General features: G+C 67.5%; 19 protein-coding genes. 7 read left to right on the top strand and 12 right to left on the bottom strand.

The window, feature by feature from the left end; genetic code table 11:
* Positions 1–34: 34 nt before the first annotated feature.
* Entirely contained in the window at positions 35–1,807 is a 1,773-nt protein-coding gene (locus tag R5H30_RS11185; protein ID WP_318328391.1) for a TRAP transporter permease, read from the bottom strand.
* 46 nt (positions 1,808–1,853) lie between these two features.
* Positions 1,854–2,807 carry a TAXI family TRAP transporter solute-binding subunit gene (locus R5H30_RS11180; RefSeq protein ID WP_318328390.1) on the bottom strand — a complete coding sequence of 318 codons (954 nt, stop codon included), beginning with the start codon at positions 2,805–2,807 and terminating at the stop codon, positions 1,854–1,856.
* A gap of 190 nt (positions 2,808–2,997) precedes the next feature.
* On the opposite strand from R5H30_RS11180, the gene R5H30_RS11175 reads away from it, so the two are divergent.
* From R5H30_RS11175 to R5H30_RS11160, 4 genes are all read left to right on the top strand, one after another.
* Positions 2,998–3,807 (top strand): SDR family NAD(P)-dependent oxidoreductase, encoded by an 810-nt coding sequence (locus R5H30_RS11175; RefSeq protein ID WP_318328389.1) that lies wholly within the window; start codon positions 2,998–3,000, stop codon positions 3,805–3,807.
* Between the two features lie 110 nt (positions 3,808–3,917).
* Positions 3,918–4,376, top strand: a complete 459-nt coding sequence (locus R5H30_RS11170; RefSeq protein ID WP_318328388.1) for a (2Fe-2S)-binding protein — start codon at positions 3,918–3,920, stop codon at positions 4,374–4,376.
* A gap of 4 nt (positions 4,377–4,380) precedes the next feature.
* Positions 4,381–6,564, top strand: coding sequence for a xanthine dehydrogenase family protein molybdopterin-binding subunit (locus tag R5H30_RS11165; protein WP_318328387.1), 2,184 nt, complete (start codon positions 4,381–4,383; stop codon positions 6,562–6,564).
* 8 nt (positions 6,565–6,572) lie between these two features.
* A complete protein-coding gene (locus R5H30_RS11160) occupies positions 6,573–7,184 on the top strand; it encodes an Isoquinoline 1-oxidoreductase subunit (RefSeq protein WP_318328386.1) in 612 nt (203 codons plus the stop codon).
* Positions 7,185–7,273: 89 nt separating this feature from the next.
* Here R5H30_RS11160 and R5H30_RS11155 read toward each other — a convergent pair whose 3' ends face one another.
* Together R5H30_RS11155 and R5H30_RS11150 are read right to left on the bottom strand one after the other, a co-directional pair.
* Positions 7,274–7,456 (bottom strand): hypothetical protein, encoded by a 183-nt coding sequence (locus R5H30_RS11155; protein ID WP_318328385.1) that lies wholly within the window; start codon positions 7,454–7,456, stop codon positions 7,274–7,276.
* Between the two features lie 143 nt (positions 7,457–7,599).
* Positions 7,600–9,558 (bottom strand): HWE histidine kinase domain-containing protein, encoded by a 1,959-nt coding sequence (locus R5H30_RS11150; RefSeq protein ID WP_318328384.1) that lies wholly within the window; start codon positions 9,556–9,558, stop codon positions 7,600–7,602.
* Between the two features lie 270 nt (positions 9,559–9,828).
* Here R5H30_RS11150 and R5H30_RS11145 point away from each other — a divergent pair, with 270 nt between their 5' ends.
* The gene (locus R5H30_RS11145) at positions 9,829–10,590 is read left to right on the top strand and encodes a DUF2189 domain-containing protein (RefSeq protein WP_318328383.1); all 762 of its coding nucleotides are present in this window, start codon (positions 9,829–9,831) and stop codon (positions 10,588–10,590) included.
* A 63-nt stretch (positions 10,591–10,653) separates the two neighbouring features.
* Here R5H30_RS11145 and R5H30_RS11140 read toward each other — a convergent pair whose 3' ends face one another.
* From R5H30_RS11140 to R5H30_RS11125, 4 genes are read right to left on the bottom strand one after another with little or no spacing between them, the layout of a single operon-like run.
* Positions 10,654–11,637: a glycosyltransferase family 4 protein gene (locus R5H30_RS11140; RefSeq protein ID WP_318328382.1), complete on the bottom strand. Its 984-nt coding sequence runs from the start codon at positions 11,635–11,637 to the stop codon at positions 10,654–10,656.
* A gap of 39 nt (positions 11,638–11,676) precedes the next feature.
* Positions 11,677–12,651 (bottom strand): glycosyltransferase family 2 protein, encoded by a 975-nt coding sequence (locus R5H30_RS11135; RefSeq protein ID WP_318328381.1) that lies wholly within the window; start codon positions 12,649–12,651, stop codon positions 11,677–11,679.
* Positions 12,652–12,663: 12 nt separating this feature from the next.
* Entirely contained in the window at positions 12,664–13,578 is a 915-nt protein-coding gene (locus tag R5H30_RS11130; RefSeq protein WP_318328380.1) for a glycosyltransferase family 2 protein, read from the bottom strand.
* A complete protein-coding gene (locus R5H30_RS11125) occupies positions 13,578–14,813 on the bottom strand; it encodes an oligosaccharide flippase family protein (protein ID WP_318328379.1) in 1,236 nt (411 codons plus the stop codon). Before R5H30_RS11125 ends, R5H30_RS11130 begins: the two co-directional genes overlap by 1 nt.
* 216 nt (positions 14,814–15,029) lie before the next feature.
* Here R5H30_RS11125 and R5H30_RS11120 point away from each other — a divergent pair, with 216 nt between their 5' ends.
* On the top strand, positions 15,030–16,247 hold the full coding sequence (locus R5H30_RS11120) for a polysaccharide biosynthesis/export family protein (RefSeq protein WP_318328378.1): 1,218 nt from the start codon (positions 15,030–15,032) through the stop codon (positions 16,245–16,247).
* Here the strand turns inward: R5H30_RS11120 and R5H30_RS11115 are convergent.
* From R5H30_RS11115 to R5H30_RS11100, 4 genes are all read right to left on the bottom strand, one after another.
* Positions 16,237–18,750, bottom strand: a complete 2,514-nt coding sequence (locus R5H30_RS11115; RefSeq protein WP_318328377.1) for a hybrid sensor histidine kinase/response regulator — start codon at positions 18,748–18,750, stop codon at positions 16,237–16,239. The two genes, R5H30_RS11120 and R5H30_RS11115, sit on opposite strands and share 11 nt — an antisense overlap.
* 92 nt (positions 18,751–18,842) lie before the next feature.
* The gene (locus tag R5H30_RS11110; RefSeq protein WP_318328376.1) at positions 18,843–19,358 is read right to left on the bottom strand and encodes a putative pterin-binding protein; all 516 of its coding nucleotides are present in this window, start codon (positions 19,356–19,358) and stop codon (positions 18,843–18,845) included.
* A gap of 110 nt (positions 19,359–19,468) precedes the next feature.
* The gene (locus tag R5H30_RS11105; protein WP_318328375.1) at positions 19,469–20,362 is read right to left on the bottom strand and encodes a UTP--glucose-1-phosphate uridylyltransferase; all 894 of its coding nucleotides are present in this window, start codon (positions 20,360–20,362) and stop codon (positions 19,469–19,471) included.
* A gap of 24 nt (positions 20,363–20,386) precedes the next feature.
* On the bottom strand, positions 20,387–21,802 hold the full coding sequence (locus R5H30_RS11100; RefSeq protein ID WP_318328374.1) for a sugar transferase: 1,416 nt from the start codon (positions 21,800–21,802) through the stop codon (positions 20,387–20,389).
* A gap of 359 nt (positions 21,803–22,161) precedes the next feature.
* On the opposite strand from R5H30_RS11100, the gene R5H30_RS11095 reads away from it, so the two are divergent.
* Positions 22,162–22,773 carry a response regulator gene (locus R5H30_RS11095; RefSeq protein ID WP_318328373.1) on the top strand — a complete coding sequence of 204 codons (612 nt, stop codon included), beginning with the start codon at positions 22,162–22,164 and terminating at the stop codon, positions 22,771–22,773.
* Positions 22,774–22,809 lie beyond the last annotated feature (36 nt).

The raw sequence follows: 22,809 nt of genomic DNA, 5'->3' as shown, positions 1-22,809 counted from the left end.
CCGCATGCGGCACCCCGCGCCTCCGCCCGCCGGGTCAGCGCACCGGCAGCAGGAAGACCAGCGCGACTCCGGCCACACCTAGCCCCGCGCGCAGCGGCAGACCCGCCCGCCCGATCAGCGCCCAGGAAAGACAGGCAAGCCCCGCGCCGATCTTGCCGAAAGCGAGCAGCGCCGCGCCGGGAGCGGTCTGCAGCGCGATGACCGCGGGGTTCGCGACCATGCCAAGGGGAATGACGTAGAGCCCGACCCCCAATGCCATCGCGGTGCCTGCGACCCGCAGCCAGTTTTCCTGCACCATGCCAGCGGCGATGAAGACCGCGCCGCAGACCGGTGGAGTGATCGTCGACAAAAGCGCGAACCAGAAGACGAAGAGATGCGCCAGCAGCGGCTGCAGCCCCAGCGCCGTCAACGCCGGCCCTGCGACCGAGACACAGATCACGTAAGCCGCCGTCGTCGGCACCTCCATGCCGAGGATCAGGCAGGCCAGCGCGGTCAGCAGCAGCGACGGCCAGAGCGTGCCGCCCGAGCTGCCGACGATCACAGAGGTCAGCTTGACACCGAGCCCGGTGATCCCGAGCACGCCGATAACGATCGAGGCACAGAGGATGATCGAGCCGATCATCGCGATCTGGCGTCCGGCGCCGATCGAGGCCTCGGCCATCCGCGCCAGACCCTGCCGCAGGTCCGGACCGCGCCTCCCGTCGGCAAAAAGGGCCGCGGCCCCGACCAGAACCGAGATCGCAGCGGCGTATTGCGGCGTGAACCCCGCGCCGAACATCAGCCAGAGCAGGACCGCGAAGGGCACCGCGAAGAAGGCCGAGGTCACCAGCACGTCACGCCGCGAAGGCCGCGCGTCCTCGGCGATGCCGCGCAGGTTGTAGCGGCTGGCATAGGCGTTGATGCCCGACCAGACCGCCCAGAAGTATAGGATCGCGGGCAGCAGTGCCGCGGCAATGATCTGCGTGTAGGGCGTGCCGGTCAGTTCCACCATCACGAAGGCGCCGGCCCCCATCAGAGGCGGCATGATCTGTCCGCCCGACGAGGCCACCGCCTCGGTCGCCGCAGCCAGGCGCCGCGGATAGCCGAGGCCGGTCATCGCGGGCAGGGTGACGGCACCGGTCGACGCGACGTTGGCCGAGGCCGACCCCGAGATCGACCCGAAGAGCGCCGATGACAGCACCGAGACCTTGGCGGCACCACCCTTGAGCCGTCCGGCCGCCGCCGCGGCTACGTTCATGAACCCCTGTCCGGCCTCGCCGGCGTTGAGTACCGCGCCGAAGATCACGAAGATCGCGACGACCCCCACCGACACTCCGGTCAGGCTGCCCCAGACCCCGCCCTCTGCGATGGTCAGCGTGCCGAGAAAGCTCGGCAGCGGCGTGCCCGCATGCCCGAACTCGCCCGGCAGCAGGTGCCCCCAAAGCCCATAGGCGAGCGTCAGCGCGGCAACTGCGGGCAGCGGCCAGCCGATCATCCGCCGCGCGCCCTCGATCACCAGTCCAAGCAGCACGATCGCCATGACGACCTGTCCCTGACCTTCGAGAAAACCGTACTGGTCGCGCAGAAGGCGGTGGTTGAGTGCGATCCAAACGCAGATCGCGACGCCGACGATCGTCGCGACCGCGCCCAGCAGCGCGCCCTGCCGCGTTTCGGCAGGCCAGAGGAACACCCAAGGTAGCAGAAGCGCCATATGCAGGGGCCGTGCGACGAGGTTCGGCACGAGCCCGTAGAACACCAGCCCGAGATGCGCGGCGGCGGTCAGGAACCCCAGCGCGACCCAGGCTGGACGGAAGGAAGAAGGCGTCATGCGCGAAAAGTCCTTGCGCCGGCCCGCCTCGGGCCGGCGCCTTTGGTCACATCTGCGCGTCGCTGAGCTCGACGCCGATTTCCTGGTAGTACTTCACCGCACCGGGATGCAGCTTGGTGCCGATCGAGGTCAGCATGTCGGTGCTGACGGCGCCCCACCAGGGCGCGCTTTCGGCCATCTGCTCACGCTCTTCCCAGAACGTCTTGGTCAGCATGTAGGCGGTATCCTCGGACATCTTGGTGGTCGCGAAGGCCACCACGTCGAGCGAGGTCGTCACGATGTCGGCCTCCTGTCCGGCGTAGGTTCCGGCGGGGATCACCAGCTTGGTACGCTTGGTCTGAGCCACCTCGTCGTCGGACATCGACAGCACCGTGACCCCGGTCGAGGCCGCGGCCTCGATCACGTTCGGCGCAGGGAAGGAGCCGGCGGTCACGAAACCGTCGATCTGGCCGTTCTTCAGCGCGTCGCCGGCGTTGCTGAGCTCGGAATCCGCCAGCGTCACCTTGTCGGTCAACCCGAAGAGCTCGAGGTACTTCTCGCCTTCGGTCGCCCCGAAGGATCCGCTGCCCAGCAGGATCGTCTTGCCTTCGAGATCCGCGAGCGTCTTGGCGCCGCTGTCGGCAGACATCACGAAATGCATGGTCAGCGACGGGATCGGGAACAGCGCCCGGATTCCGTCGAAGGCCGGATCGCCCTTTCCGTCGAAGGGGCCGGCGGCGTTCTGGGCCGCCGAAACTAGACCCGGCGGCGTGGTGAAGACGTAGTCGCCGGCGCGCGCGCGCACCTCCATCACGTTCTGCACCGAGCCCTGGCTTTCCTCGACGGTCACGATGGCGCCGCCATCGGTGCCGGACTTGACCGCCTCGGCCAGTTCGACGCCCATCTGGTAGTAGGACGTGCCGGTCTTTGCGGACTTGTAGGTGATGCGCTCCTGCGCTGCCGCAGCGCCGGCGATGCCTGCGGCGAGCGCGGTGGCGATCAGGAATGTGGTGTGTTTCATGGAGTCCTCCCGGGGTTCGACATGTTGTGTCGCGCGCAGATTATGCACGCGCCGTTGGAAAGGAAAGCGCCGCCTGCGGGCCGCCCGCGCCACCTTGCGTAGGGCTTGCAGGACACGGCCGCGGGGGCCAGACTGCAGGCGCGTCCGTCACCCGACCGCGCCGTCCCGCGCGGCTCAAAGGAGGAACGACATGTCCCATCAAGCCCTGTCATCCGGAGCCGTCGCCGTTGTCACCGGTGCCGCCTCCGGCATCGGTCTCGCCACGGTCGAGGCGCTGGTCGCGCGCGGTCTTTCGGTCGCCATGGTCGATGTCGAGGCGGCCCGACTCGAGGACGCCGCCGCAGAGATCGGTGCGGGCGATATCCTGACCTGCGCCATGGATGTGTCGGACCGCGCCGCGATGGGCAAGCTTGCCAACGACGTCTATGACCGCTTCGGTCGGGTCGACCTGCTGATGAACAACGCCGCGCGCCGGGTCGCCGGCGGGCAGAGCGAGGATCTCGACGAGTGGCGCCGCACGATGGAGGTCAACTTCTGGGCGGCCGTTGAGGCCGAACGCGCCTTTCTGCCGCGCATGATCGAAGCCGGACGTCCCGCGATGATCGTCAACACCGGCTCGAAGCAGGGGATCACCAACCCGCCGGGCAACCTGATCTACAATGTCACCAAATCGGCCCTGAAGACCTATACCGAGGGCTTGCAGCACCAGCTGCGCAACACCGAGGGCTGCAAGGTCAGCGCGCACCTGCTGGTGCCGGGCTGGACCATCACCGGCCCGCGCCGGCCTGACCCGGGTGGCTGGATGCCGGATCAGGTCGTCGCGCTGATGCTCGAACGCCTCGAGCGGGGTGACTTCTACATCATCTGCCCGGACAACGAGGTCACGCCCGAGATGGATGCAAAACGCATGGCCTGGGCGGCGGGCGACATGATCGAGAACCGCCCGGCGCTTTCGCGCTGGCATCCCGACTGGGCCGAGCGGTTCGCCGCCAAGGACTGAGCCGCGCCTTTTGGCGCCGCCTCGCGTATCCGCAATCGGTGGTGGAAAGCCCGTCGTCCCGGGCTACCCTCCGGCATGGACGAATTTCCCAGCCAGAAAGGTGACCCGAGATGGTGACATTCACAGTCAATGGAAAGGACGTCAGCGTCGATGTGCCCGAAGACACCCCGCTGCTGTGGGTGCTGCGCGACGAGCTGAAGATGACCGGAACCAAGTTCGGCTGCGGCATCGCGCAATGCGGAGCCTGCACCGTGGTCATGAACGGCATGACCCGGCGCAGCTGCGTGACGCCTGTGGGCTCGGTCGACGGCATGGATGTCGAGACCATCGAGGGTCTGCAAGGCCCCGAGGCCGAAGCGGTTCAGGCGGCCTGGACCAAGATCGACGTCCCGCAATGCGGCTGGTGCCAGTCGGGGCAGGTGGTCAGCGCCACCGCGCTGCTGCGCGAGATGCCGCAGCCCAGCGACGAGGACATCGACAACGCGATGGCCGGCAACGTCTGCCGCTGCGCCACCTACGTCCGCATCCGGGCCGCGATCCACGATGCCGCCAAGACACTGGAGGGCTGAGACCATGACCGTGCACACACCCAGCCGCCGCCGTTTTCTTCAGGGCGCCGCCGGCCTCGTCGTCGCCGTCACCCTGCCGCCGCGCGCATTTGCGCAATCCGGCGCCGAAGCCGCGCTCGGCTCCGGCGCGGTGCCCGAGGGCACTTTCGCCCCCAACGCCTTCATCCGCATCGCGCCCGACGACACGGTGACGGTTCTGATCAAGCACATCGAGTTCGGTCAGGGGCCGAACACCGGCCTGTCGACGCTCGTCGCCGAAGAACTCGACGCCGACTGGAGCCAGATGCGCGCGGCGAGCGCGCCTTCCGACAACGAGCTGTACAAGAACCTCGCTTTCGGGATGCAGGGCACCGGCGGGTCGACCGCGATGGCCAATTCCTACACCCAGATGCGCCAGGCGGGGGCCGCCGCGCGGGCCATGCTGGTTGCCGCGGCCGCCGCCGAATGGGGCGTGCCGGAAGACGAGATCACGATCTCGAAAGGCCGCATCACCCATGCCGGGTCGGGCAACGAAGCGGGCTTCGGCGCTTTCGCCGAGAAGGCCGCCGAAATGACCCCGCCGGCCGAGCCCACGCTCAAGACGCGCGACCAGTTCACGCTGATCGGCACCGATGTGCCCAAGCTCGACAGCCGCGACAAGAGCACCGGCCAAGCGGTTTTCACGATGGATGTCTACCGCGAGGGCATGCAGACCGTGGTCGTGGCGCGCCCGCCGAAGTTCGGCGCGACCGTCGCGAGCTTCGACGACAGTGCCGCGCTTTCGGTCGACGGGGTCGAGGCGGTGCGCCAGATCTCGTCCGGCGTGGCGGTCTACGCGACCTCGACAATGGCGGCCCTGCGCGGGCGCGACGCGCTCGAGATCTCCTGGGATGAAAGCGGAGCCGAGACCCGGTCGTCCGAGCAGATGTATGCCGAGTTTTCCGCCGCCGCGGCGGAAGGCGGGCAATCCGCCGAAGAGATCGGCGAATTCGACACGGCACTCGAAGATGCTGCCGAGACGGTAGAGGCCGAGTTCCTGTTTCCCTACCTGGCCCATGCGCCGATGGAGCCGCTCGACGCGGTGCTCGAGGTGAAGGAGGGCAAGGCCGAGATGTGGGCGGGCTCGCAGTTCCCGGCGCTCGACCATCCGACGCTGGCGCAGATCCTTGAACTCGATCCCGCCAACATCCGGATCAACGTGATGCTGGCCGGGGGCAGTTTCGGGCGCCGCGCGCAGGATACGGCGCATCTGGCGGCCGAAGTTGCCGAGATCGCCAAGGCGGCGGGCGGCGACGGCTGCTGGAAACTGGTCTGGACCCGCGAGGACGACATGACCGGCGGCTACTATCGCCCGCTCACCGTTCACAAAATGCAGGGGGGGCTGGATGCCGACGGCAACATCACCGCCTGGTCGAACGTCGTGGTCAACCAGTCGATCATGGCCGGTGGCCCGATGGAGGCGATGATGCAGGACGGGATGGACCCGACCTCGTATGAAGGCTCCACCAAAATGCCATACGACCTGCCGGCGGCGCGTGTTTCCTGGGTCCGGCAGGACAGCGCGGTGCCGGTGCTCTGGTGGCGCTCCGTCGGGCACACCCACACCGGATACGCCACAGAGGTCTTCCTTGACATGCTGCTCGAGAAGGGCGGCAAGGATCCGGTCCAGGGTCGGCTCGACCTGATGACCGGCGACACTGCGGCACGCGACAAGGCGGTGCTTGAGCGCGTCGCCGAGATGGCCGGCTGGAACGGCGAGAAGGTGAAGAACGGCAAGGGCTACGGCGTTGCTGTCCACGAAAGCTTCAGCACTTACGTCGCCCAGATCGTCGAGGTGTCGGACGAGGGTGGCATGCCGCGCGTTCACAAGGTCTGGTGCGCGGTCGACTGCGGCGTCGCGGTCAATCCCAACGTGATCCGTGCCCAGATCGAGGGCGGGATCGGCTACGGGCTGGGCAGCATCCTGTTCGACGCGGTGACGCTGGAAGAGGGTGGCACGGTGGTAGAAACCAACTTCGACACCTACCGGATGCTGCGCATCAACGAGATGCCCGAGGTCGAGGTCGCGATCATCGACAGCGACGCCGATCCGACCGGCATCGGGGAACCCGGAACGCCGCCCATCGGTCCGGCCGTCGCCAATGCCTGGCGCGCCTTGACGGGCCGGAACGTGACCAAGCTGCCGTTCGCCGGCAACGCCGGAGTGTGAGCGGGACAATGACAGCGACCAGACTGACGACGATCCTCGCGGCGACTCTTCTCGCGGCGCCGCTTGCCGCGCAGGAAGAGGTAAATGGCCTCAAGACGCCCGCGGCCTTCGAGAGTATCTCGGACGAGACCGAACGGTCCGTCGCGATTTTCGAGGAGATGCTGGTGGTGTTCCAGCATCCACGGTGCATGAACTGCCATCCGGCGGGCGACACGCCGCTTCAGGGCGACGACATGCAGCCGCACCAGCCGCCCGTGGTGCGCGGCGCGTCCGATTTCGGCGCGCCGGGCATGCGCTGCAACACCTGCCACGGGGCCGAAAACGTTGCCTACACCACGGGCGAGGGGTCAATACCCGGCCATGAACCCTGGCAACTCGCACCCATCGAAACCGCCTGGGTCGGCAAATCGCCGGCCGAGATCTGCGCCCAGATCCAAGACGAGGAGCGCAATCGCGGCAAGACGATGGCCGAATTGCACGAGCACAATGCCGAGGACGGTCTTGTCGGGTGGGGCTGGCATCCCGGCGAGGGGCGCACGCCGGTTCCTGGCACGCAGGAGGTTTTCGGCCAGCTGACCCAGGCCTGGATCGATACCGGCGCGGCCTGCCCGCAAGGCTGACCTCGCCGCATCGACGACCCCATTAGTGCGCGCCGGATGTCGGTCCGGCGCGCGTGTTTCTTATCGACAACGAAAACGCGCGCGCCGCATCACCCCTGGTTTGGGCCGCGCAATTCGTGGATCGTACGTCGGATCGCCTGCCAGTTTTGCGCCTCGTCGGTCTTGCCGGACGTCTGGCAGTCGCGCGCACGCTTCGCGGCTTCGGCTTCTGCGGCATCGCCGTGGGCGCGATAGAGCGCGCGCGCGTATTCGGTTGTCTTGATTGCATCCATGTCATGTCCTCCATGCCTTCGGAGTGCGCCCGGCGCCGCGACCTGAGGCGAGAACGCCGGGATGGGAGACCGAAGATACACGATTCGCGGTGAATTTTCGAGAATCGGCCCGGAATTGCAGAAATCGTGCGAGATTGTGACGATCAGCTCTGCCGTAGTGGCGCGCTGAGTTCGTCCAGCTGTTCGCGCAATTCGCTCATCGTGTAGGGCTTGATGATCCGGGGACGATTGGCGAAGACGCTATCGGGACGGACGTCCTTTTCGTACCCGGTGATCTGAAGAAACGGCACGTCGCGCTCGACCAAAGCGACGCCCACCGGTTCCGAGCTTTCGCCGGCAAGATTGAGATCCAGAAGCACGAGTTGCGGTTCGCTTTCCTCGACAAATGCCAGCGCGCTTTCGACAGTGCGCGCAGACGACACCACGGCATAGCCGAGTTCGGTCAGCGCCGCGGAGAGATCGAGCGCGATGATCGGGTCGTCTTCAACCACGAGCACGCGAACCGCGTCGCGTTTGGGGCCCGGGTCACCAACCGGCGCCGGTGGCTCGGCGCGTGTCGTATCGACCATCTTGAAAGGCATCGAGATGTCGCAGGACAGCTGGCCCGCCGCGAATGTCTTGGAGATCGTGCCGGCAAGCTGCTGCTCGATGATGCGGCGCAGCAGCATGGAGCCGAAACCTTTGAACCGCGGCGTGCCGTCCTCGACACCGATGCCGTCCTCGCACCATTCGATGTCGAGGCGCTGCTTGTCATGCAACGTCCAGACGATGCGCAGGCTACCGTCCTTGGCCCGCAAAGCGCCATGTTTGGCGGCATTGGTGGCAAGCTCGTGGAAGACCATCCCGAGGTATTGCGCGATCTCGGGCTCCAGAAGGATGCGCGGCCCTTCGAGCGACACGCGGGACGCGGCGCCGTAGTTGTACGGAGCCAGCAACTCGTGCAGCAGCCGCCGCAAAGACAGGCCAGTCCATCGATTGCCGGCCAACAACGTATGCGTGTGCGACAGGGCCATCACCCGGTCGAGGAATTTCTCGCGGAAACTGTCGACATCCGGCGCGTCGTTGACCCGCGCCAGGGCGCTGACCACAGCCAGAAGGTTGCGTGCGCGATGGTCGATTTCGCCGGCCATCACCCGCTCGCGCTGCGCGGCCTTCGCGCGGTCGATTGCACCGATGGTGCGCTCCAGAACTTTCTCGACCGTCGAGACATCCTCGTCGCTCCAGCGCCGCGGATCGGGCAGCGAGAGGGTCAGCACGTGACGCAAGACGCGGTTCTCGACCCAGGGCACTGCAAGAAAGGCTCCGGCACCCTGACGCTCGAGCTGCTTGCGCAGCGCCTCCGAAGTGATCGCGGCGACGTCGTCGTGCCTGACGATGGCATTGCCCTCGAGGCCGTGCGCGATGGTCTCGAGTTCGGCGGAAGGATGGTCGGGGACCGCTGCCTCCGGGTCGGCGCTCCAGTGCGCGGAGACCGGCGACTGCTGCAGCGTTCCGCCCTGTTCCACCTCACACAACACAACGCGACTGGCGCCGAAATGCGGCCCCAGCGCGTCACAGACGGCCGCCATCGTCGCCTCGGCGTCGGTGCTGTCGCGCAGCACCTCGTAGAGCGCCAGCAGGAACTGCGAATGTCGTTGCTGTAAGACCTTTGAGGTACTTTCACTGCCAGAGTTGAAGACGCCGTGGATCGCTCCGTCCTCGCCCCGGATCGGGGTGAAGTTGTAGCTCCAGTAAGTCTCCTCGACGTAGCCGTAGCGTTGCATCGGCAGCATCTGGTCTTCGACGTTAAGGCCTTCGCCAGTGCGGATCAGGTGGCTGAACTGCGGTTCGATGACATGCCAGATGTCCGACCACACGTCCTCGGCCCGTGCGCCGAGACAGGCCGGATGCCGCGGACCGGGGATCACGGACCACGCGTCGTTGTAGAGCAGGCGCAGCTCCGGGCCCCAATAGATCGCCGTCGGAAAGGCCGAGTTCAGGCAGATGCCCAATGCCGAACGCAGCGATTGCGGCCATTGCTCTGCCGGACCGAAAGGATGGTTGGCCCAATCGAAGTCCCTGATGCGACCGGCCATCTCGCCGTCGCCGACGAGGAAACTCATGGGATCGAGATTTGGGTCTTGCAGTTTCAGCATAAAGGGCCGTCTGGCGAGAATTCGCCTGCTCGTGCATCATGGGAGACGTGGCGGTTTTGGCAATAGGCAATCACGACGGACCGCGGTTTCCTTCGCGTCGTTGCCGCGCAAACGCTGCGGCGCATCCAAAGGTTGCAGCGCCCTTGCCGGACGGGCGGTCCTGCGACCATGATGGACGCCGACGAGAGCGCCTGTGCGGGACGACGGTCGCGCGCGGCGAAGCGGAAGGTGCTGGGGATGAGCAGCCTCGACAATGACGGAAACACGCAGGAGGTCCGGCTTGGCTTTGGGGACCTTCGGGCCGTGCTCAGGCTCGGCTGGGCCGATTTTCGTGCCGCCCCCGTCTACGGGCTCTTCTTCGCAGGGGTCTACGTGCTGGCCGGGCTGATCCTGCTGCAGCTCGGCGCGGGGATGTTCACCTGGACGCTGACACTGTCGCTCGGCTTCCCGCTGGTGGCGCCGTTCCTTGCGGTCGGGCTTTACGAGGTCAGCCGCCGGCTGGAGCGCGGCGCGCCGCTGGTGTTTTCCGAGATCCTCGGCGTGATCTGGCAGGAAAGGACCCGCCAGATCCCCTGGGCCGGCGCGATCATCGTGATCTACTTCCTGTTCTGGAGCTTCTTTGCGCACATGCTGTTCGCGCTGTTCATGGGGCCGTCCGCGTTGCTGGGCCCGCCGGACGATATCACTCATTACCTGACCGGGCGCGGCCTCGCCCTGACACTGACCGAGCTTGCCAGCGGTGCGGTGCTGGCGTTTCTGCTGTTCGCGCTGACCGCGGTCAGCCTGCCGATGCTGCTGGATCGCGAGGTCGATTTCGTGACCGCGATGCTGACCAGCCTGCGCGTGACACGCGACAACCTGCGGGTGATGCTGGTCTGGGCCTGCATGATCGCGGTGCTGACCTTGCTGGCGCTGGTTCCGTGGTTCCTGGGCCTCTTCCTCGTGCTGCCGATCCTGGGCCACGCCAGCTGGCATCTCTACCGGCGCGTGGTGCCCTGAGCCGGTTCGGCGCGCGACGCGCCGGGATGCAGGGTCCCCGTCGTGGTCCACGGCCCGGCGTCGTCAGGCGGCCAAGGGCTCGGCGTCGAAGACAAGTTCGTCCAGAAGAGCGGTCCAGCCCAGCCGCAGGGTCGCTTCGGCCGAGGTGCCCCGGGACGGCGGCGTGACGCCCGCGGCGACATGGGCAAGCGCGTCGCTCCAGCATTCCACGCTCATGTCCGGAACCGCGATGGCGCCGTTCGTGGCATGATCGCGCAGCCCGTCGGCGCGCGAGACCAGAAGCGGGCGGCCCGCGGCGAGCGATTCCAGGGCGACGATCCCGTAGGGTTCCCAGCGCGAGGGCATGGCGATGGCGTCGCAACCGGCCATCGCCGCGACCGGGTCGGGCGCGAAGCCGGGGAAGGTGATCCGCGAATCCCCCTCCGCCAAAGCGACCAGCGCCGCGGCCTCCTCGCCGTCGCCGATCATCTGCAGGCGCAGGTCCGGGTCGGGCACGGCGCGGAAGGCGCGGATGAGCAGGTCGAAACCCTTTTGCCGGTCGAACCGTCCGATGGCGCCGATGGTGCGGATCCGTGCCGGTGCCGGAAGATTGCGGAACCCGGAAAGATCGACGCAGGGACGGATCACTCGCAGCGCATCGGTATCGACCAGGCGACGGGTGCGCAGCCAGTCGGCCTGTCCTTCGCTGACCGCGACGACGCGGTCGAACAGCGCATAGGCGCAGCGCAGCAATGTCTGAAAGCGGCGCGGAGCGCGGACGTTCGCTGCGGCGAAACCGGCGCAGTAGCTGTGCTCGACATGCACCATCGGCGTGCCGGCGTGCAGCGCGCGCAGGGTCATCAGGCCGGCGAGGCCGCCCCAGGAAACCGTGAGGTGCGACACGATGAGGTCGCCTTCGACATGCACGGCATAAGGCGCCTTGCGCGGAACCGGGACGACCGCGTGCGAGGCGAGACCGGCGAGGCCGGCGTCGCGCGCCAGAAATTCGAGGTAGCGCATCACGCCGCCGGGCTGGGTGTCGTCGATGAGATGTACGATGCGGGTCATTGCCCTGTCCTTTCCTGTTTTGTCCTGTCGATTCGGTCGTCAGCCGCCCGCGGGCGACGGTGCGCTGTGCTTGAGCGGTGACCAGCCGAAGCCGGCGAGCACCAGTGCCGCTGCCAGGGTGACGCCGGTCTTGACCGGTTCTTCCATCATCGGGCGCAGCGATGCCCGGTGGCCGGCCATCGCGCGCCGCAGCGCCTCGCGCCCGTTGCCGGAGGTGACCGCGCGCCGGGCGAGGTAGCGCTGCTGATAGGCGCGCGCGGCGGGCGCGTGGCGCTGCATGAACTCGGGCGCAAGCGCAGTGAGCTTGGTCACCATCCGCTCCCAAGACGCGAACTGCTTTTCGGTTCCGGCCGACAGGCCGCCCGGAACGATCCGGTAGCGGGTGAGCAGGCCGGGCACGCCCTCGATGATCCAGTCGGTCGTGAGCGCGATGCGCAGCCAGCACTCGATGTCCTCGGACTGGCGGAAGCTTTCGTCGAACCACCAGTCGCGGCAGGTCTCGTGCGCCGGGCGCCAGGCGATGCTGTCGAGTGCATCGCGCCGGATCACCGGGGCCGAACCGTTGCCGACGGGGTTGCGCATGAAGACATGCGCCGCATCGATGCCCCGCAGCCGCGGCGTCTGGGCAAGGCCGTTCGGGCGTCCCTCGGCGTCGATCAGTTCGGACCCCGAGAAGCTGATACCGACATCCGGGCGGGCGTCGAGGTGCGCGACATGGGTGCCAAGCTTGGCCGGGCGCCACAGGTCGTCGGCGTCGCAGAAGCCGACGTAGCGCCCGCGTGCGTGGAAGATCCCGGTGTTGCGCGCACCGGCGAGGCCGCGATTGGATTGCTGGACGAGGCGGATGCGCGGATCGGCGACCGCGCGCACGACCTCAGCCGTTTGATCGGTCGAGCCGTCGTCGACGACCACGATCTCGAAATCCTCGAAGCTCTGGCGGCAGAGGCTGTTCAGGGTGTCGCCGATGGTTTCGGCGACGTTGTAGGCGGGGACGACGATGGTGGCGGCGGGCATGGCGCAGTCCTTTCAGCTGGCAAAGAGTGTCCGGCGTAGGCCGGCGGGCAGAAGCGGGGCGGCGCAGGCGCCGGCCGCGGTCAGAAGACCGCGGCGCAAGTCCGAGAAAAAACCGCGCGGGCTGGTGGCGATGCCGTGCAGCGACAGGCGGAAGGCCTCGGCGCCGGGGGCGCCGACACGCAGGGCGCGCCGCGCGAGATAGCGCGCGTAGACCGCTTCGGCGGCGCGGTCGGCGACATGGCCGTAGCGCGCGGCGGTGGCCAGTGCCCTGTCGCGCCCGGCACGCATGGCGGCAAGATCGGCGGAAAGGCCCGAGTGGCTTGTGCGATACTGGACGAGGCAGTCGTCGATACCGGTCACCCGGTGACCATCGCCGACGAGGCGGATCAGCCATTCCAGGTCCTCGTTGTGAACCATGTCTGTGTCGAACCCTCCGGTCTGGCGAAAGGCGTCGCGGCGCACGGCCACGTTCGACATGGTGCAGACCGGGTTCTCGCCCAGAAGGGTGGCGATGCTCAGGTCGCCCTGTGGCACGGTCGAGTGGGATCGCGCGCGGTCGCCATCGAAGAACGCAACGCGGGCGTAGGACGCGGCGACCGAAGGGTCCTTGAATTCGGCCTCCAGTCGCTCGAGCTTGTGCGCGGCCCAGAGATCGTCGGCGTCGCAGAAGGCGATGATGTCGGCGCGGGCGTGCGACAAGGCCACGTTACGCGCCGCACTTGGGCCGCTCGACGGGTTGGGCACGAGGCGAATGCGTCCGTCGGCAGCGGTCGCGTCCTTCAGCAGGCGGGCGGTGTCGTCTTCCGAGCCGTCGTCGATGCAGATCAGCTCCCAGTCGGCGAGAGTCTGGGCGCGGATCGACGCCAGCGTCTCGGGCAGGGTTGCGGCGGCGTTGTAACAGGGCAGGACGATGGAAAAACGTGGCATCAGAAGGCTCCGGCAGGTTTGCGCAGGACCGGCAGCAGCACCGGGATGGCGGCGCCGACTTGCACGATGACGGCGATGGCAAGGTAGCCCCAGGCCACCGCCTCGAGTCCGGCGGGGGCCAACAGGGCGGTGTTCGCGATCAGGGCGACAGTCACAGCGACGGTCACGACAAGTTCGGTCTGCGGGCGTTCGTGGGCGCGCAGCCATTGCGCCGCGGCGGACCAGATCACGCCGGGGATCGCGGCAAGGCAGAGGATCGACACCACAGCCGAGATACCGTCCCATTCCGGCCCGAAGAGGATCGGCACGTAGACCGGGGCGGCAAGCGCCTGGCAGACGACGGCGGCCGAGATCAGCGCCGTGCCGAGCAGCAGTGCGTCGCGCAGCGCCGTGTTGCGGTCCTCGGCGGTGCAAAGACGCGGGAAAAGCGCCACCGAGAAAGCCTGCGCAAAGGAGTTGGCAAGGCCGAGACCGGCGTTGAAGGCCAGAAAGTAGACACCGAGCGCCTCGGCCCCCATCAGCGCGCCGACGACCAGCTTGTCGGCCTGCTGGCGCATGGCCTTGACGATCTCGACACCGAGGATGGCAGCCCCGAAGCCGATGAACGGGCGCAGCGGCGCCGGGGCGATCGAGCGGTCGACGTGCCAGGGGTTCAGACGGCGCATCGCGACGAGCCAGAGCGGGGCGGCCAGCAGACGCGGAAGCACCAGCACGACGGGCCCCGGCACGATCAGCGCAAGCACCGCGGACATGACGTTCGCGCCGACGACCTGGCCGGCGGCGATGGCGGCGGTCTGCTTGAGCTTGCCGGCCCGCATGGCCAGCCCGCAGTGCACCAGACCGCCGGGCATGAAGAGATATTCCCCGGCCAGGATCGCGACCAGGACGAACAGCGTCACGTCCCCGCTGACCTGCCAGATCGCGGCGCCGAGGCCCAGTTGCAGCACGAAAAGACCCAGGCACCAGACCCAGACGATCTGGCTTGCCCGGCGGCAGGTGGCGGCGAGTTCTTCGTCGGGCGCGGCGATGATGCGCTGCACGACGCCGTTCTCGGTCAGGGATTTCAGGATGTCCGCGGCGGCAAGCGCCGTGGCCGCGATGCCGATGGCCGCGGCATCCATGGTCCGGGCGACCGCCACGACGACAAGCAGGCGCGAGGCTTTCGCCGCCACCTCGGACAGGCAATAGGCCGCAAGGTTGGCGGCAAAGGGTCCTATCCGATCTGCAAGCGTCATGACGGTCCTTCCGTGAGTGGCGACACCGGGGCGTCTTAAGCTTGATACGACGGCCGCCGCGGCGGGTCTCGGACGCGAGGGGGCAGTGCAACGGCGCAACGGTCTAGCCACATGTCCGAAGGGATAGGTGCTCTGGCGCGCTGAATTATGGACGCGGCCCTGCGCGAAAGGTTAGACTCCGATCAACCAGAAAGAGAAACGCCGGAGCAGAGCAGCATGACCCTCGTCGGAATGCGTGGTGCGGTGAGCGCGCTGGGCGTGCTGGCCATCGCGTCCTGCGGTACCGGTGCGCGGCAGGACAACATCGAAACGGTCGCCGCCGGCAATGCCTACCAGGCGCAATACCGGCCGCTCGAGGCGCGCAGCGAGGTCGTCGCCCTGCAGTCGCCGTCGATAAACGCCGCCAAGTGCCTGCCGTTCGCGGGCGGAAGCCAGGGCGGCAAGCTTGGCGGCCGCACGCACCCGGCGCTGCGCGGAGAGCTTCTGTCGCGCGGCGACCTCGTCGACGTGCGCCTGCCCGACGACACCACCTTCACCGGTGAATACGTGGTGTCGCGCGACGGGCGCATCAAGCTGCCGTACCTGCCCGCCATCGCCGCCGAGGGCCGCACCGCGCGGCAGGTCTCTGCCGACATCCGCCGGGCGCTGATCGCCGGCGGATACTACGACATCGAACCCGACATCTCGCTGCTGGTGATGGATTTCGCCACCGCCAGCATCGGCGTTTCGGGCGCGGTCTTCGACCCGCAGGGCGTCAGCATCGGCGGCGTACAGGGCGACCAGCTCGACAGCCGACGCCAGGCGGCGCTCGGCGCGTCTACCGAAGGTCGCAATCTCTCGGCTGCCCTGCGCGGCGCCGGCGGCGTGCGCCCCGACGCCGATTTGTCGGCGGTGCGTATCACCCGGGCGGGCACGAATTACATCGTCGATCTACGCGGAGCGCTCGACGGGTACAACTATGACGACGTGATGTTGCTGAACGGGGACGAGATCTACGTGCCCTCACGTCAGTGCTTCCAGGACGACCTGATGCGCCCGAGCCCGGTCAGCCCGCCGGGGGTCTCTTTGTATCTGTCGAACCTGACCCAGCCGGCCACCGGCAACGCGCCCTCGGCGATCGGCCAGACGGTGCGCGAAGTGCCTTACGGCACGCGCTATATTCAGGCGGTGGTCGACGCTAACTGCGTCGGTGGCGCGCGCGCGACCTCGGCCAACCGGTCCGCGGCACTGTTTTCGCGCAACCCTGTCTCGGGGGTGTCGGTCGTTGTCGAGCGCAGGATCGAGGAGATGCGGTCGCGCGCGGACCGGGACGACTACGATCCCTACGTGCTGCCGGGCGACGCGATCGCCTGTTACGACAGCGGAACCACCAACCTCGGCGAGGTCGGGCGGCTTCTGGGGATCTTCACCGCCGCGGCGGTCATTATTCCGTAGGCAGCCGCTCACGCCAGCGCAGCAGGGCCGCGCGGCTCTGCGCCCAAAGTTCCGGCAGTTCGGCCAGCGCGTCTTGCGGCGTGGCGCCGGCCTTGGTCCCGGTCTCGATGCGCTTCAGAAGGCCGTGCATCTCGGACAGACCGAAGGTGGCGCAGGATCCGGCCCATTCATGCGCCTTCCGGGCGAGTATCTGCGGGTCACCCGTCTCGCCCGAGACCTGCGCGAGCGATGCGTCGGCCTGCATGAGGAACTTGTCGAGAAGGCGCGACGCGCCTTCGAGACCCACGGTTCCCTGCAACTCGTCAAGCTGGTCCTCGTCCAGCAGCCGTCGTGGTGCGTTGGCCGGCGGTGCCGACGCGGTCGCCGGGTCGACCTGCGCGATATCGCGCAGGGTCCGGACCAGCGTGGCCCGGTCGATGGGCTTGCTGATGCAGCGTTGCATGCCGATATCGCGGAACCGCGCCACCTCTTCGGGCAGCGCGTGCGCGGTCACGGCGACGATCGGCGCGTCGCGGGAGGCGCCGGTGCCGGCCCGGATCGCGCGGGCGGCATCCTGGCCGTCCATCACCGGCATCGAGATGTCCATCAGGATCACGTCGAAGCGACGCGCCTCGGCGCGCTCTACCCCGGCGCGTCCGTCAAACGCCTCGGTCACGTCGTGGCCTTCCGCTTCGAGCATCTCGCGGGCCACGAAGCGATTGATCTCGTTGTCCTCCACCAGCAGGACCGACAGCGCGCGGGCGAGCGTGCCGTCGCCCGCGGCCTCGTCGGAGGCCACAGCGGGCTGGGCCAGCTGCGCTTCGGGCAGGGGCAGCCGCACCCAGAACATGGTCCCTTCGCCCAGCTCGCTTTCGACGCCGATGGTGCCACCCATCAGGTTGAGCAGGCGGCGCGAGATGCCGAGACCAAGCCCTGTGCCGCCGGCCTTGCGGGAGTAGGACGAATCGAGCGTCTCGAAATCATTGAAGATGCGCTCGAGGTTTTCCTCGGCGATGCCGACCCCGGTGTCGATGACCCGGAACTCGACGATGTCGTCCTGCGCGCCCAGCACCTCGGCTTCGATGTCGATGTGACCGTCGTGTGTGAATTTCACCGCGTTGCCGACGAGGTTCAGGATCACTTGGCGCAGCCGTCGCGCATCGCCCGCGGCGCAGGCACGCGGCGACCCGACCCAGCTCCAGCCCAGCGTGTTGCCGTTCGCGTGCGCCAGTGGCGCGGTGGTCTCGATCACCGAATCGAGCAGCGGCGCGACCTCGAAAGGCCGATGGTCCGCGGTCAGCTTGCCGGCCTCGTACTTGGCGAGTTCGAGCACGTCGTTGACCACGCCCAGCAGCAAATGCCCCGAGGACAGCATCCGCTCGAGCATCGCGGTCTGGTCCGGCGTCAGGTCCTGATCCTGCATCAGCTGCATGGTGCCCATCAGCCCGTTGAGCGGGGTGCGCATCTCATGGCTCATCACCGCCAAGATCTCGGCCTTCGCGCGCTCTCCGGCCAGCGCCTCGTCCCGGGCGCGGGTCAGCATGGCCTCGGCCTCCTTGCGGCGGTGAATGTCGCGGATGAAGGCGACGTAGACATTCTCGCCGTCGTCCTCGGCACGGTCCATCGAGATTTCCACCGGGAAGCTGCGCCCGTCCCGGCTTTGCGCTTCGGTTTCGATCCGGCGCTCGCCGGGCTGCGGGCGGCGCTTTTCGGCGAGAAAGGCAAGCGCCCCTTGTGCCAGTTCATCCGACCGCTCCACGCCGAAATAGAGGCCCGGGGCGAAGGCCCCGACGGCCTCGGCCCGGCGGTAGCCGAACAGGCGTTCGGCGGCTGTGTTGATGTCGAGAATACGGCCTTCGGTGTCGCAGACCACGATCGCGTCGAGCGACGTGTCGACGATGGTGTGCATCCGCGCCCCGGTGCGCTGCGCGTCAAGCGCGTTGCGCACCGACTGGCGGTAGAGGTGATGGAACGACAGCAGCACCAGCGACAGGCCGGCGAGCAACAGGCCGAGCACGGCGGCCATCAGCGTCAGGCTGTCGGTCACGTCCTTGCGTCTGAGGTCGGAGACTTCGGCGAAGTTCGCGAGACCCATGAGCGTCATGCGCCGGACCTCGTCGTTAAGTTCGGCGGCGCGCTGCGCAAGATCCGGGAGTGCCGCCAGCAGCGCCGCGTCGTCGCCGTCGATCAGCGGCACGGTTTCGTCGAGAAAGATCCTCAGCGCCGAGCGGATGCTGTCGAACTCGGGATCCTCGCGCAGGGCGTTGTAGATCGTGCCGCTCTGGAAAGTGCCGATGCGGCTGTAGAAGATATCGAAGCGGCGCCGGACCTCTTGAAGCCGGTCCGGCGTGACCCGGGCATTGAGCGCAGCGTTCTCGAATTGCAGGAATTCGACCTCGGCCTGCGACAGGCTCCACTGGATGTTGTCGGAATTGGCGATGCTGAGGTCTTCGATCTCGCGCAGCACCACCCAGGCCATGCCGGACACCGTGGCCATGCAGATCGCAAGCAAAAGGACGGTCACGGATGTCCGTGACCGCAGTAAGGAAGGCGGGCGCTTCTCGTTGCTCCCCGGCGCCCGCCGATCCTCGTTCTTCGTCTGATCGGTTGCGGGCGCTATTCCATCACCTCGATACGGTCCAATTGCCAGATGCTGCGCGAGTATGTCACCTCGGTCTGGTAATCCGAATTGGAATCATAAGGGTAAACGACCCAGAGCGGTCCCTTGTCGCGCACCGACATCACCTCGCCGTTGACGAGGTAGGCGACGATCGGCCCGCCCTCGACCCAATCCTCGCTGGGGATCTCGACGGCGTAGTCGTTGATTGCGGTGGCGCTGATCGCCGACCCTTCGGCGCCCAGCTCTTCCATCAGACGCACCAGCGGCACGCCGGTGAAGCTTTGCACGCCCTCGGTCCAGATCGTCGAGGTCTCGATGGTGACCGGGTCGAGCTGCTCGAGCATCGCGCGGTCGAATTGCGCGGTGCCGTCGGCGTTGGAGTTCGTGATCGCGCCGGACACGGTCAGGATTACCTCGCCCTCGGGGCTCGGAAGTTCCTCGGCGCCGAGCAGGGCGGGGAAGAGCAACACGGCGGGCAAAAGCGCGCGCGCCAGAAGCTTGGTCATCGTCATGGTGAACGCTCCGTAAATTGGTTGCAGGCTTGTCGCACGTTCCCGTTCAACCGTCACCCGGGGCATGGGGCGAGGCCGCCTATCCGAAAGGATAGGTCCGGGAACAGGCGTCAGGCGGCGCCGCGCGTCTGGTGGCGGGCGAGGTGACGCGCCATCATGTCGAGCGTCCCGCCCGTAAGCTCGGGGCGCGACAGCGCGAAGGCGAGGTTGGCCTCGAGATACCCGGCGACGGACCCGCAATCGTACCGCGCGCCGTCGAAGCCGAAGCCCGACACCGGCAGGTTTTCACAATCCGCGCTGATCGCGTCGGTCAGCTGGATCTCGCCCCCGGCGCCGGGTCGCAGTGTCGCCAGCCGGCGGAAGATCGCGGGATCGAGGATGTAGCGACCGACCACCGCCTCGCGCGAGGGTGCCGCCTCGGGTGCGGGTTTCTCGACCAGCCCGCGGGCGTGGAAGATGCGGCCCGCACGCTCGGTGACGTCGAGCACGCCATAGGCGCGGGTCGCCTCGCGGTCGACCGTCATCGTCGCGACCATGTGGCCGCCGGTCTCGGCATGGGCCGCGACCATCTGGCGCAGGCAGCCGCCCGGCGCATCGATGACATCATCGGGCAGCAGCACGGCGAAGGGTCGGTCGCCGACTAGCCGCGCGGCGAGCGAGACCGCGTGACCAAGCCCGCGCGGGTTGTCCTGGCGCAGGAAGGTCGACGAACCCTCCGGCAGCCGGCTGCGCGAGACCGCGTCAAGCGCGGCGGTTTTTCTGGCGGTGCGCAACTGGCGTTCAAGCTCGGGTGCGGCACCGAAATGATCCTCGATGGCGCGCTTGGAGGCGGAGGTGACAAAAACGAATTCCTCGATCCCGGCGGCGCGCGCCTCTTCCACCGCGTATTCGATCAATGGCCGGTCGACGACGGGCAGCATCTCTTTCGGGATCGACTTGGTGGCTGGCAGAAACCGGGTTCCGAGCCCGGCGACGGGGAAGACGGCGATCTTGACGTGCGACATTGGGAAGCTCCTTTGCAAGGGGGATCAGTAGGCACCGCGGCCGGTCAGGACGGCGCGGAAGGTCATCAGGACAAGCAGCAGGTCGAGCGGGGTCGAGCGCGCCGCGGCATAGGCGAGATCCATGTCGATCATCTTGTCGAAACCGATCTCGGCGCGGCCGGACACCTGCCAGATGCCGGTCAGGCCGGGTTTGCAGGCCAGCCGGCCAAGTGCGCGTCCCGGGTAGGCGGCGACCTCCTCGGGCAAGGCGGGGCGTGGCCCGACCAGCGACATCTCGCCGCGCAGGACGTTGAGAAGCTGCGGCAGCTCGTCGATCGAGCAGCGGCGCAGGATCCGGCCGATGCGGGTGATGCGCGGGTCGTTGCGCGATTTGAAACAGACCCCTTCGCGGTCGGAACTCTCGAGCAGTTCCGCCCGGCGCGCCTCGGCGTCGACATGCATGGAGCGGAACTTGTACATGGTGAAGTGCCGGCCGTAGCGCCCGACGCGGATCTGCGAATAGAGGACCGGACCGCGGCTGTCGAGCTTGATGCAGACTGCGATAAGCGCAACAAGCGGGACCAGGATCATGAGCGCTGGCAACACCAGCGCGAGGTCGAGCGCGCGCTTTGCTATCGCACCTTCCTCGCGCTGGCCGAAAGCATGGCGGGCGGCGCGGACCATGAAGGATACGTTGCCGACTAGGTAGCGCCCGGCCATCCGGCGCGGTTCCATCGCCAGGCGCCAGATCCATTCGCAACGCGCCCGGCGCACGGATGCGGGTGCGCGGCGCACGCGGTCGGCGAGAAAGTCGAACAAGGCGCCCACCCCCATCGTGACACGCGCCTCGATCTTGTCGGCGTGGCGCGCCAGCCAGATGTCCTGCGCCGGCACGCCCATCGCGACGAGTACGATATCGGCCTTCGACGCGTTGATGGCGCGGATCGCGTCCGCCGTGTCGGCGGCGCCCTCGTACCCGTCCCGGGTTCCGGCGATGCGCAGGCCCGGCGTCGACAGGCAGAGTTTGCGTGCGGCGGCTTCGGCGACGCCCGGACGACCGCCGAGCAGGAAGACGGCCAGACCGCGGTGCGCGGCCTCGGCCAGCAGGGCCGGCACGAAATCGGTTCCGTTGAGGTTTTCCTCGAGCTCTGCTCCGGTCATGCGCGCAGCCAGGTCGACGCCGATCCCGTCCGGCAGGACCATTCCGGCAGTCTGCATTGCATCCGCATACTCGGCATCGCGGTGCATTACATTCGCGCAATGCGCGTTGAGAAACGCCACCCGGTTGCGGCCTCCCGGCGCGAGAAGCTGCCGGATGACGGTGCCTGTGCTGGCGCTGACGATATCGAGACCGAAAAGCCGGACGCTGCGGATCGCGGCGCTGCGCGCTTTGACGCGGCCGACGGGATCGGCATTCGGAACCGGGGTGCGAAACAGTTCTGCTGCGCTGATGTAGGACATGGGAAAACCTCGAAAGCTGGCGTTTCCAAAGGGATGCGCCGGAGTGTCGGTCCGCTCAACGGCGCGGCGGGAGTGTTCGAGGGGGCGTTTGGCTGCCCGCCGGATCGACCGGTCAGGCCGCCTTTCCGAACGGAACGTCGCCGCAACCAAAGGGGCAGGGAGCGGACCTCCGAAAGGATAGGGAGCCTGTCCGGGAGCGCGCTCGACGTGGCGGGGACTGTGGTCTAGGTCGGAACCGCGCTTCGGCGCTTCCCGGACCGGTTGTGCCAGGTCACGATAAAAAGTTTGCGGTTAATGGTTTTGTAGCGGCATTTATGCCGTAACATGAAAGCGTTGGCATGCCGGTTCGGGAGACTTCCATGCGCATTCTGATTGCAGACGATCATGATCTGCTTCGCGATACGCTCCTGCTTTACCTCGAGAAGGAAGGCGGGATCGAAACGGTCGCGGTGGCGGACCTGGCGGATGCGGAAAAGCAGCTGACGGAAGGCCCGTTCGACCTGGTGCTGCTGGACTATTCCATGCCCGGCATGAATGGCCTCGAGGGGCTCGAACGGGTCATGGCGATGGAGGGCGCGCACCGGGTGGCGATCATCTCGGGCACCGCGACACGCGAGGTTGCCGAGGAGACCCTTGCCCGCGGCGCTGCCGGATTTCTTCCCAAGACGTTGCCGGCCCGCTCGCTCATCAACGCGGTGCGCTTCATGGCGATGGGAGAGCAATACGCCCCGCTCGATTTCCTGCGTGCGGAAGAGGCCGGCGACAAGCACCCGCTGACCGAGAAGCTGTCGCAACGCGAGATCGAGGTGCTCGAAGGTCTGACCCAGGGCAAGTCGAACAAGGAGATCGCGCGCGATCTCGACATCCGCGAGCCCACCGTCAAGCTTCACATGAAGACGCTTTACCGCAAGATCGGCGCGTCGAACCGCACCCAGGCGGCGATGATCGCCCGCGACCAGGGGCTTTTCTGACACCACTCCAACGCCGGTTCACCTCGCCGAAGGGAT

The organism is Roseobacter sp. FCG-D35, from assembly GCF_033436665.1.
Classification (GTDB): Bacteria; Pseudomonadota; Alphaproteobacteria; order Rhodobacterales; family Rhodobacteraceae; genus JAWQFO01.
The sequence above is the reverse complement of the archived record's forward strand: the minus strand, read 5'-3'. Positions and strand labels throughout refer to the sequence as shown.

Excerpts from the sequence above, each read along its gene's own strand:
- R5H30_RS11100 (WP_318328374.1), bottom strand. The coding sequence starts at position 21,802 with ATGTCCTACATCAGCGCAGCAGAACTGTTTCGCACCCCGGTTCCGAAT.
- R5H30_RS11125 (WP_318328379.1), bottom strand. The coding sequence starts at position 14,813 with ATGACGCTTGCAGATCGGATAGGACCCTTTGCCGCCAACCTTGCGGCC.
- R5H30_RS11145 (WP_318328383.1), top strand. The coding sequence starts at position 9,829 with ATGAGCAGCCTCGACAATGACGGAAACACGCAGGAGGTCCGGCTTGGC.
- R5H30_RS11135 (WP_318328381.1), bottom strand. The coding sequence starts at position 12,651 with ATGCCCGCCGCCACCATCGTCGTCCCCGCCTACAACGTCGCCGAAACC.
- R5H30_RS11155 (WP_318328385.1), bottom strand. The coding sequence starts at position 7,456 with ATGGATGCAATCAAGACAACCGAATACGCGCGCGCGCTCTATCGCGCC.
- R5H30_RS11165 (WP_318328387.1), top strand. The coding sequence starts at position 4,381 with ATGACCGTGCACACACCCAGCCGCCGCCGTTTTCTTCAGGGCGCCGCC.
- R5H30_RS11180 (WP_318328390.1), bottom strand. The coding sequence starts at position 2,807 with ATGAAACACACCACATTCCTGATCGCCACCGCGCTCGCCGCAGGCATC.
- R5H30_RS11105 (WP_318328375.1), bottom strand. The coding sequence starts at position 20,362 with ATGTCGCACGTCAAGATCGCCGTCTTCCCCGTCGCCGGGCTCGGAACC.
- R5H30_RS11150 (WP_318328384.1), bottom strand. The coding sequence starts at position 9,558 with ATGAGTTTCCTCGTCGGCGACGGCGAGATGGCCGGTCGCATCAGGGAC.
- R5H30_RS11185 (WP_318328391.1), bottom strand. The coding sequence starts at position 1,807 with ATGACGCCTTCTTCCTTCCGTCCAGCCTGGGTCGCGCTGGGGTTCCTG.
- R5H30_RS11110 (WP_318328376.1), bottom strand. The coding sequence starts at position 19,358 with ATGACGATGACCAAGCTTCTGGCGCGCGCGCTTTTGCCCGCCGTGTTG.
- R5H30_RS11130 (WP_318328380.1), bottom strand. The coding sequence starts at position 13,578 with ATGCCACGTTTTTCCATCGTCCTGCCCTGTTACAACGCCGCCGCAACC.
- R5H30_RS11140 (WP_318328382.1), bottom strand. The coding sequence starts at position 11,637 with ATGACCCGCATCGTACATCTCATCGACGACACCCAGCCCGGCGGCGTG.
- R5H30_RS11160 (WP_318328386.1), top strand. The coding sequence starts at position 6,573 with ATGACAGCGACCAGACTGACGACGATCCTCGCGGCGACTCTTCTCGCG.
- R5H30_RS11095 (WP_318328373.1), top strand. The coding sequence starts at position 22,162 with ATGCGCATTCTGATTGCAGACGATCATGATCTGCTTCGCGATACGCTC.
- R5H30_RS11120 (WP_318328378.1), top strand. The coding sequence starts at position 15,030 with ATGACCCTCGTCGGAATGCGTGGTGCGGTGAGCGCGCTGGGCGTGCTG.
- R5H30_RS11175 (WP_318328389.1), top strand. The coding sequence starts at position 2,998 with ATGTCCCATCAAGCCCTGTCATCCGGAGCCGTCGCCGTTGTCACCGGT.
- R5H30_RS11170 (WP_318328388.1), top strand. The coding sequence starts at position 3,918 with ATGGTGACATTCACAGTCAATGGAAAGGACGTCAGCGTCGATGTGCCC.